Origin of the sequence: Microbacterium sp. Gd 4-13, assembly GCF_003095395.1 — a bacterium.
In the GTDB taxonomy this organism is placed as follows: Bacteria; Actinomycetota; Actinomycetes; order Actinomycetales; family Microbacteriaceae; genus Microbacterium.
Genome location: NZ_QEIJ01000016.1, coordinates 1 through 9,309, shown reverse-complemented (window position 1 = coordinate 9,309; position 9,309 = coordinate 1). Strand labels below are relative to the sequence as shown.

At 65.7% G+C, this 9,309-nt stretch carries 8 protein-coding genes; 5 read left to right on the top strand and 3 right to left on the bottom strand.

Translation table 11 applies throughout. The features are described from left to right. Positions 1–206: 206 nt before the first annotated feature. Genes DEA06_RS16255 through DEA06_RS16245 form a run of 3 tightly spaced genes read left to right on the top strand, consistent with a single transcriptional unit; the run spans position 207 to position 3,393 of the window. Positions 207–1,433, top strand: coding sequence for a tyrosine-type recombinase/integrase (locus DEA06_RS16255; RefSeq protein ID WP_205781315.1), 1,227 nt, complete (start codon positions 207–209; stop codon positions 1,431–1,433). Then, positions 1,430–2,368, top strand: coding sequence for a tyrosine-type recombinase/integrase (locus tag DEA06_RS16250; RefSeq protein ID WP_116649060.1), 939 nt, complete (start codon positions 1,430–1,432; stop codon positions 2,366–2,368). Before DEA06_RS16255 ends, DEA06_RS16250 begins: the two co-directional genes overlap by 4 nt. Further along, positions 2,365–3,393 (top strand): tyrosine-type recombinase/integrase, encoded by a 1,029-nt coding sequence (locus tag DEA06_RS16245; protein ID WP_116649059.1) that lies wholly within the window; start codon positions 2,365–2,367, stop codon positions 3,391–3,393. Before DEA06_RS16250 ends, DEA06_RS16245 begins: the two co-directional genes overlap by 4 nt. Positions 3,394–4,073: 680 nt before the next feature. Here the strand turns inward: DEA06_RS16245 and DEA06_RS16240 are convergent. Continuing rightward, entirely contained in the window at positions 4,074–5,129 is a 1,056-nt protein-coding gene (locus DEA06_RS16240) for an alpha/beta hydrolase (RefSeq protein ID WP_116649058.1), read from the bottom strand. 37 nt (positions 5,130–5,166) lie between these two features. Here DEA06_RS16240 and DEA06_RS16235 point away from each other — a divergent pair, with 37 nt between their 5' ends. Further along, positions 5,167–5,871 carry a TetR/AcrR family transcriptional regulator gene (locus DEA06_RS16235; RefSeq protein WP_116649057.1) on the top strand — a complete coding sequence of 235 codons (705 nt, stop codon included), beginning with the start codon at positions 5,167–5,169 and terminating at the stop codon, positions 5,869–5,871. A gap of 24 nt (positions 5,872–5,895) precedes the next feature. Continuing rightward, a complete protein-coding gene (locus DEA06_RS16230) occupies positions 5,896–6,837 on the top strand; it encodes an NAD-dependent epimerase/dehydratase family protein (RefSeq protein ID WP_116649056.1) in 942 nt (313 codons plus the stop codon). Between the two features lie 461 nt (positions 6,838–7,298). Here DEA06_RS16230 and DEA06_RS16225 read toward each other — a convergent pair whose 3' ends face one another. Together DEA06_RS16225 and DEA06_RS16220 are read right to left on the bottom strand one after the other, a co-directional pair. Further along, positions 7,299–8,315: a dienelactone hydrolase family protein gene (locus DEA06_RS16225; protein ID WP_165818070.1), complete on the bottom strand. Its 1,017-nt coding sequence runs from the start codon at positions 8,313–8,315 to the stop codon at positions 7,299–7,301. 40 nt (positions 8,316–8,355) lie between these two features. Beyond that, positions 8,356–9,150 carry a wax ester/triacylglycerol synthase domain-containing protein gene (locus DEA06_RS16220; protein WP_240607000.1) on the bottom strand — a complete coding sequence of 265 codons (795 nt, stop codon included), beginning with the start codon at positions 9,148–9,150 and terminating at the stop codon, positions 8,356–8,358. Positions 9,151–9,309: the final 159 nt, after the last annotated feature.

The following is a 9,309-nucleotide window of genomic DNA, read 5'->3' as shown; positions in this document are numbered from 1 at the left end:
CGCCGATTCTTCCGATTCTCGGATTATTCCGATCGCCGCTTGAACATCTCTGGAGCACAGTACAACCGCCTGTCCGCCTCGGAATAATCCTCGCGCCCCTCAGAAGCTGATGCCCGGGTAGTCGTCAGCGCCTTTCCGCGAGATTGTGGTGCGTGTCGCGACCGTTCGGAGCGGCCGCGACGCCCGTCCGACAGGAGGTTGGGGTTGTGAATGACGAAGCATTTGAGGTTGCCGAGGGCGTGTTGGCAGAGGCCACGCGAATCGGCCTGGCACCCGGCTCGATCCGGTACTACCAGAGCTGCTGCCGGACCGTGATTCGGTTCTGCCGCAGCGGAGGAATCGATCGGCTGACCGAGCGGGCCGTGGAGGAGTTCCTCACGGCAATGGATGATCGAGTGCGCCGCGACGAGATCCGCTCTGCGCTGCGATCGAACTTGGAGAAGACCGCCCGGATGATGCTGGAGTTCCAGCAGACCGGCGCGGTCGTGTGGAAACGGCGAAGGCCAGCATCGAGCCTGAGCGCGTCTGGCACAGCGCTCCTCAGCTCTTTCGCTGAGTACGTGCAGAAGGAACTCGCCCCCGGTTCGGTGCGCATTGTGGTCGCTGAAGCCCGCGGGTTCATGAGCCATCTGGATCGCGTCGGCCGTTCGCTTGAATCGGTCACTGTCGACGATGTCCGAGCATTTCTAGTCGAAGCGAGACCGCGTCACGCATCGGGCATGGGAAACACGGTGTGGGCCATCAAACGGTACTTCCAGTTCCTGAACCATCAGGGCGTGACCGAGTTGAAGGTCGATGCCATGCTGGCGCGGGTCGGGCCGAGACGGACGCGGGCGCTGCCCTGCTTCACCCCCGACGAGACTGACCGGATCGTCACCGCGATCGACACAGCAACCCCGCGCGGGAAGAGGGACTACGCGATGGTCCGGTTGGCGCTGTCGACCGGGCTTCGCTGCTGCGACATCGTGTCACTCCGGCTCGACGAGATCGATTGGCACCGCGATGAGATCCGCTTGGTGCAGAACAAGACATCGACGCCGTTGACGCTGCCGCTGTCGGCGGAAGCCGGCAACGCGATCGCAGACTGGCTCCTGCAGGGAAGACCCGATAGCGGAGCGCCCGAGGTATTCATCCGTCTTTACGCTCCGTTCACGAGGCTGACCGGGCCAACGGGGGCGCTCATCATGAGTCGATGGCTTGCCGAGGCCAGCGTGTCGCACCGCGCACATGACGGCAAGACGTTCCACGCTCTGCGGCGCACGACGGGCACGCGCCTGATCGAGTCGGGTGCCGAGCTCGCGCTGACGGCGCAGGTGCTCGGTCACGCCAGCGTTGAGTCCTCTCGGCGCTACATCGCGCTGGCTGACGAATCCCTTCGTGACTGCGCGCTCCCTCTCGACAGCTTTGCCCCAGCGAAGGAAGGCCCGCGATGACCATCACGTTCAGCAGCGGCTTCGCGACTCACATTGAGGCGATGCTCCAGTGGCGCACAGCTCTTGGCTACTCCCGTCGCACACTCGCGTACCCGATGCTCAGCTTCGACCGGTATTGCGTGGCACACCCGCCGAGCGAGCTGATCCTGACCCGGGAACTGGTCACCGCCTGGTGCCGGGAAGGCACGAGGATTGAATGGCCCGCGTACAGGGCCCACGCGATCCGCGAGTTCGGCAGGTACCTGCAACTGGTCGGCGTGGAAGCATTCGTGCTGCCCGCTCAGTGGATCCGACCGCCCAGCAGGAGCCTGCCCCACATCTTCAGTGACAGCGAACTGGTCGCCTTCTTCGCAGCTGCTGACTCGGTCACTCCCTCCGGGACCAGCCCATTCCGTGAGTACACGATCCCGGTGCTCTTCCGACTGATGCTGGGTTGCGGGCTGCGGCCGCAAGAAGCCCGCCTGTTGCGCCGCCGGAACGTCGACCTCGGCGGCGCGATCGTGACGATCGAGCAGTCGAAACGGAACAAGGACCGCCGTGTCCCGGTGGATACCGGCATGGCCGACCTGTTGGCTGGGTTTGACGAGCTCGCCGATCTGTGCCGGCCGGGCCGGGAGTTCTTCTTCGAGGACCACCCCGGACAGCCCTACCCGGCCCGCTGGGTCACGGCCCACTATCACCGATGCCGTGAGCGTGCTGGCGGCGTCGCAGCCGGTTCCACGCCGTACACGCTGCGCCACAACTACGCCACGCGCACCCTGACGCGATGGGTAGAGGAGGGCCGCGACCTCACTGTGTGGCTGCCGTACCTGTCGGCCTACATGGGTCACGACACCTACGCGGCGACTGCGTACTACATCCATCTGCTCCCCGAGCGTCTGGCCGCAACAGGCCTGACGGGCGCCGCGGGAATCATCCCGGAAGTGACATCATGACCAACCCCACCGACAGCTTCTACCGGCACCTGCGCGAGTGGTTCACCGTCTTCATGCCTCGGCAACGCGGAGTCAGCCCTCACACGATCACCGCGTGCCGCCACACCTGGAACATGCTCCTGGGCTACGTCGCGGAGACCCGCGGGATCCCGCTCGAGCACGTGACGTTCTCGATCATTGACCGGGACTGCATCCTCGAATTCCTCGACCACATGAGGGCAACGCGTTCGTGGACCGGAACGACCTACAACCAACGGCTCGCCTGCATCCGGTCCTTCTTCCGTTACGCCGCCACCGCCGAACCGATACTCGCCATCCACCTCGCCGACGTCAACGGTGTCCCGCAGCTGAAGATCGCAGCGACCCCAGCCGTCCACTATCTGACGACCGGCGCCGTCACGGCCCTGCTCGCCGCGCCCGACCCCGCCACGAAGACCGGCCTGCGCGACCAGTTCTTCATGATCCTGATGTATGACGTCGCGGCCCGCGACGCTGAGATGCTCGCCCTGACCGTCGGCGATATCGATATCAGGCGACTCACCATCGACCTGATCGGGAAGGGGGCGAAACCGCGCCGGCTACCGATCACCAGCGAAACCGCCGCCCACTATCGCCGATACACCGAGGTGTTCCACCCCGAGCCCGCCGCCGACCAGCCGCTGTTCTACACGATCCACGGTCACCGCAAGACGCGCATGTCCGACGACAATGTCGGCCGATTCGTGCGCCAACATGCGAGCACCGCCCGCCAGAGCTGCGCGGAGATCCCGGAGAAGGTTCACCCCCACATGCTGCGCCACTCCCGTGCCATGCACCTCTACCAAGCAGGCATGCCACTGGCGCTGATCACCGAATGGCTCGGGCACAGTGATCCCGAGACCACGCTCATCTACGCCCACGCCGACACCGAGATGAAACGTCAAGCCCTCGCCAAGACCAATGTCGGTACCGCGAGCCCGCCCGCCATCCCGATGTGGCACGACCGAGAAGACATCATCCGGCGACTCTGCGGGCTCACTACCTGACCGGAACATCCCGACCGGCGACCCGATCCCCACCCGCTCTGCGTATACCGCGATGTCAGACGCGTGCAGGAGGTCGCGGAGCACCTGACATCGCACCGATGCGTCGCCCTCGAGGAACTGGTACACGTCAGTCGTGTCTACGCCGGGGAACGCCGCCGGGGAACGCGCCCGGGGCAGCGTCGCCAATAGCTTTCGCGGGGTGCGCACGTTCGGGCGCGAATTCTCGCCCCAGGTCGCCTTCGAGCTCGGCCGGGGGCCGATAGGACTACTTGATGGTGCCGGTTTCGAGAATAGGTCGAGCGCCGGAAGCTCCAGAAAATCAGGGCGAAGTCGAGGGCGGTTCAGAACCGAGGCAGGCGGCGCTCCCGCCGACGGTGGCGCATCCCGACTGCTGGGGGTCGTCGGATGGCTGACATGCAGACGATGGTGCGAACCGAGATCACTATCAACCAGATCAGCTATTTCCTTGCGCAGCACCAGGACATCGACGACCTCAAGTGGCGGATCGAAGCCGCCGCAGCGGGCGGGAAATTCGTCACTCCATCGAAGCACTACTGCGGCGCCGCTTTTGACGGGTCCTCGATCGGTCCCTCGATCGGTCCCTCGGTCAGATGCACCGGCGCAACCTGTGGGGCAGAGGTGCGGCCGGACTTGACCGGAACAGCGTCGATACCGCGTGTTCAACGTTCGGACGAATCCCAGAGGTCGGTCAGAATGATCTGGAGCTGGTCTGCTTCTTGCATGGGCAGCGAGTGCGTCGCATCCTTCCATGTCTGCACCTGAGCGTTGGGGAGGATCTCGCTGGCGTGCTCCGCGGCCCCCTGGCCGCCCGCGAGGGAATCCTGCCCGGCGATCGCGACGTAGATCGGCATCGTCAACCGCGCGGCTTGCTCGTCCGAGAGCGGCGACGGGGTGGGAAGCTCTGCTGCAAAATGCTCGGTCGCTGACGCGATCATCAATGCGATGGGGTCTGCGTCGTCACCCTCCGCCCACTCTTCGTCGCTTCCGCCGATCTGACGCAGCGCGTACTCCCGAATGCCCTTGGGCATACCTGGCAGGGTGGCGACCGTTGCCCACCAGAGCATCTCTGCCGGCGGGTAGGCGAAGGTGAAGACGGGTTCAAGCAAGGTGAGCGAATGGACCCGCTCCGGATGCAGCCGGGCGTACGCGGCGGCGGTCGCGCCGCCAAAGGAGTGGCCAACGAGGTGGACCCCGTTCGGGGCGAGCGCAGTGATCACCTCGTCTACCCAGGCCGCCTGGTCGTCAACGCTGGTCAGCGGCGTGCTCTGCACGGACAGGCCCGCATCGCCGAGCGCGTCGAAGGCGAGCACCCGGTGGGACTCGACAAAGCCCGGAAGGTTCGCCGACCACATCGGAACACCCGACGACCGGCCGGGCAGCAGCATGACTGGCGTCCCGCGTTCGGTCTCGGGGGTGCTCCACTCGTACACACGAACGATGCCGTAGTTAGTCGAGATGTCGTGCACTGCGGTGGGTTGGGGCAGTTGCTGCATCGCCTGTTGGTAGTGGCCGACGTACTCCTCGCGACCTTCGGCGGAACGGAAGTAGCCGACACCGGGCGGGCCGGTCAGCGAACGGAAGACGCTGAGTGCGCCGACCAGGGCGAGGACGAGGACGAGGAGTATCCCGATCCGTTTGCTCCAGCGGCGGAGCCGGCTCCTGTGTGGCTTCGACTCCGGCGAGGCTGCCGCCGTCCCTTTTTGCAGTATGCCCATACTCCATTGTTACACGATATGGCTGTACCGTGTAAGGGTGCCGAAGATCGTCGACCACGAACAGCGCCGGACCGAGATCACGCGGGGGCTTTGGGACGTGATCAGCGACCGTGGGATCGAGGGAGTTACCTATGGGGCAGTCGCGCAGGCGACGGGAGTGTCCGTGGGCCGCGTGCAGCACTACTTCACATCGAAGGAGAACCTCATCCACGCCGGATGCCAAGCCATCGTCGATCGGGCCTCCCGCCTCTACACCGAACGGGTCCGGGGGCTCAACCCGTGGCAGGCGCTGCTCGACCTCCTCACCGAACCGATCCCGCACACCGAGTCCTTCAAACGCGGTTCCGCGGTGTGGTACGCCTACCTCGCCCGCGGTGTCGTCGATCCCGCGATCGGCGCGATCATCGTCGAGGCCAGCCGGGGAACCGTCGACGAGGCCGCGTCACTGCTCCGCACCGCGGGCGCGCCTCCGGCCGAGGCGGTGCGGCTGGTCAGCCTGAGTAACGGCCTGACCCAACGGGTGCTCGTCGGAGCGATGACAGCCGATGAGGCCATTCCAGTACTGCGCAACGAGATCACCTGTCTACAGCGCATCAGCGACGGGGGCGCTAGCCAAACGCCTGTAGCACATTGCCCTAAACTCCCACCCGGGCCGCCCGAGAGCGCGAGCGCACCAGGGTGGACCAGCGACATCGTTGCAGGCCAGCGCCATCAACCGCCACCGGCGGAACGTCCGAGGTGATTCAAAACTATTGGGAGTACGAGCATGCGGAAGCACTTCATTATCGGTGCAGGACCAATTGGGACCGAACTGGCGTCGCACCTCGCGGACGGGGGTGACCAGGTACGGTTGGTCAGCCGCAGCGGAGGCCAGTCAGCCCATCCGGGGATGGAGCATGTCGCGCTGGACGCGACCGACCTCAAGGCGCTGGCAGCCTCCGCCGCAGGGTTCGACGTGATGTACAACTGCGCGAACCCCGGCCCGTACCCGCTCTGGGAGGAACGGTGGCCGCCACTGGCTGCCTCGATTCTCGCCGCCGCGGAAGACAGCGGAACCGTGCTGGTCACCCTCAGCAACCTCTACGGCTACGGACAAGTCGACGGCCCGATCACCAGGAATCAGCCCCTCCGCGCCAGTGACCACAAAGGTGCACTCCGCAACCGCATGTGGGAAGACGCGCTGGCCGCACATAATGCCGGACGAGTGCGGGTAACCGAGGCGCGCGCATCGGACTACCTCGGCCCCACCGCCACCGCCGCAAACGGACTCCTTGCCCGATACGCCACCCGCACCCTGTCCGGCCGACCCGCGAGGGTGTTCGCCACACCAGACCAACCGCATACCTTCACTGCAGTCATAGACATCGCCGCGACCCTCGCCGTCCTCGGTGCAGACGAACGAGCATGGGGACAAGCGTGGCTGGTCCCGTCCAACCCGCCCGTCACCGTCCGCACCATGCTCACCGCACTCAATGCGCACATCGGCACGCGTGCCCCGACGCTCACCATCGTGCCGCGCTGGCTGCTCCGCGCAGCAGGCGCCTTCATCCCGATGCTGCGCGAAGTGAACGGCGTGCTGTACCAATTCGATCACCCGTTCGTCAGCGATGCTTTAGATACCACAACCACCTTCGGCATCACACCCACAAACTGGGACCGACTCATCGGTCCGACCGCGCACGCCTGGACTGCTCGCAACCCTCACTGACGTAGTGCGAGACGTCTCGTATCCCTGGAGTTCGAGACGCCCTGCGTTCCGTCGGCGGCGGGGGCGACGCTGCCAGTTTTCGCACTCGTCTGCACAAGTATTGCGGGTCGTCTGCATTCGCCTCTCGGCCCGCAAGCGGAGCCATCTCGGGGCACCGCGTTGTGGGCGTTAGAGCAGCTTGAGTCTGATGCGGACGCTGCCATCCGACAATGGCAACACACCACCGGCCGACCCACTCCAGCCCCCCGCCCTCTGAACGACAGCACCGGACCTCGCCCGGCACCCCGGTTCGTGGAATGGCTGATCGGTCTACCCGAAGGATGGGTCACCGACCCTGCCCATGGCCTGACCGACGTGCAGCAATTGACTGCGCTCGGGAACGGCGTCGTGCCATCGCAAGCTGCTGCCGCCCTCAGCGCACTGGCAGGAGCATCGCCGCGACGGCTGCCTCTCACGCCAGCTCAAGTAATTGTTCGTGACAGTTCTGGGGGGACACATCGTGAAAGATCACGGTGATGGCGAGGTCGCCGTGTACCGAGGAGTGCCGATCCGAAGAAGGACTCCGCGTGCTGGGCGATGATGGTGTGTGCTCGGCGTGCGCCGATCCGTCCTGACAGCCCGACCCACCGCGCCCACGGGAACCAGTGTGGGGCGTCGGTGAAATCGATGTGGTACATACCGGGAATGCTGACGAGCTGCCCGGTGTCTGCGCTTTGGTGGTCGCAGGCGGCGGTCATTGATCCGAGCGTCTCCGCGATGACCGACTCCGGCCAGCCGCCGGCGTGATGGCGTTCGCGTCGCATGTCATCTGAGGGCCGGGTCAACCACAGCGCATGGCACGGCAGGCCGCCGGTCGCGACCACCTCTGGCATGACGGCGTCCATCATGAGACACCCCGCAATCCGTTCGTCTGCTGAAGCGGCCACGGCCGCGACGGTTCCTCCGAGCGAGACCCCCATGACACCCGCTCGCGACACATCCACGCTCCGGCTCATAATCGGATCGCTGTTCACCGTGTCGAGGACGAAGCTCACATCGGCGGCCAGATGTGCGATGACCTGCTCGCGGGGATGATCGTCGTAGAGGTGCCCTCGTCGCTTCATCGTCACGACGCGGCCATCGGCTCGCCGAGTCCGGGCAGACACATACGGCTGATCCATCCCTACGACGACGTAGCCGCGCGAGACGAGCTCCTCGACGAGGATCGTGTTCGCGGCACGGAAACCGCCGAAACCCGACACAGCGACGATCACCGGGAACCTCCGCCCGGGCACCGGGGTCGCATCGACGAACGCATGCGCTCTCGACACGGCGAGCTTGCGGAAAAGGAACGGCGGCAGCGAGGTCCGACCCGAGGTGACCTCCCGCAGCGCTTGCAGGAGCGAGGCGAACACGACCGGGGCATCCGGAAGGTATCTGCCCCGGACGCCCCCGGTGTCGCGCGTCGGGTACCAGACCTGCGCCGTCAGTTCACGCACTTCATCGCCCTCGACGGAGAGGATCTCTGTTCGGGAGTGGTCAGCCCAATGCCGGGTCGTCGTACCGACCCGCAGATCGCCGCCCGGTCGCGGAAAGCGGACGGGCAGAAACAATAGAGCCGCGATCGCAGATATCGCTGCGCTCCCGCCGATGAACCACCCCAGACCACGCACACCGCCATTGTCTCAGCGCACGCACGCGCGCGCGGCGCAATGCGGCGACTTGACTCATGAAAAAGGTCCGGGAAGGTCCGCGCATGAACTCCAGTGTCCCGTGCTCTCTTGCGCTGACCTTCTCCTGGGGGGTCTGCTCGGTGATGAGCCGCAGGCGCTCATCTGGGTCGGGTTCTCCGAGCGACAGCTGCACCAGCATCACTCCGACCTGATTACCCGCGGTGCCGCGCCGCTGCAGCGCCACTGGCACGCACGCCGGCAGACGGGTGGGGATCGGCTCACCCGCGGCAGTCAACGCAGCCCGGAATCCAGATGCCGAAGCGGCAAGGAGCGCGTCGTTGACCGTGCCACCGCGCAGGCGGACGCCCGCTTGGAGCGCGTCGATGTCGGAGCGCAGGAAGACGACGCCGCGGTACGGACTGCGCTCACCCAGCAGCATGGTGCGGCCCACGTAACTGCCGCGCAGTGTCTTGCGGATGCGACGCAAACCGACACGCAGCCGACGCAGCGTGTGCCGAAGACCGCGACGCGGGGCCACCATCGGCGCTCGGCCACTCGGTTCGTTCGACGGCACCTCTCGTGGTTCGTCCGGATCGAACAGTTGCTGCACGATCGCGACCGCCGCCATCCCGTCGGCGACGGCGTGATGGATGCGCAGCACGATCCTATAGTCGGCACGTTCCGCGCGGCGTATCGCGGGTGCGCAGGTTCACGTGGACCCGACCGCAGCTCATTATCCCGAGCCGTCATGTGACTCCCCACGCCACAGAGGGCCGCTTACGCTGCGATCGGAATAATCCGAGAGTCGGAACAATCGACG

What these genes read in the sequence shown, in the direction of transcription:
- DEA06_RS16250 (WP_116649060.1), top strand. Translation starts at nt 1,430, where the DNA reads ATGACCATCACGTTCAGCAGCGGCTTCGCGACTCACATTGAGGCGATG.
- DEA06_RS16245 (WP_116649059.1), top strand. Translation starts at nt 2,365, where the DNA reads ATGACCAACCCCACCGACAGCTTCTACCGGCACCTGCGCGAGTGGTTC.
- DEA06_RS16240 (WP_116649058.1), bottom strand. Translation starts at nt 5,129, where the DNA reads ATGGGCATACTGCAAAAAGGGACGGCGGCAGCCTCGCCGGAGTCGAAG.
- DEA06_RS16230 (WP_116649056.1), top strand. Translation starts at nt 5,896, where the DNA reads ATGCGGAAGCACTTCATTATCGGTGCAGGACCAATTGGGACCGAACTG.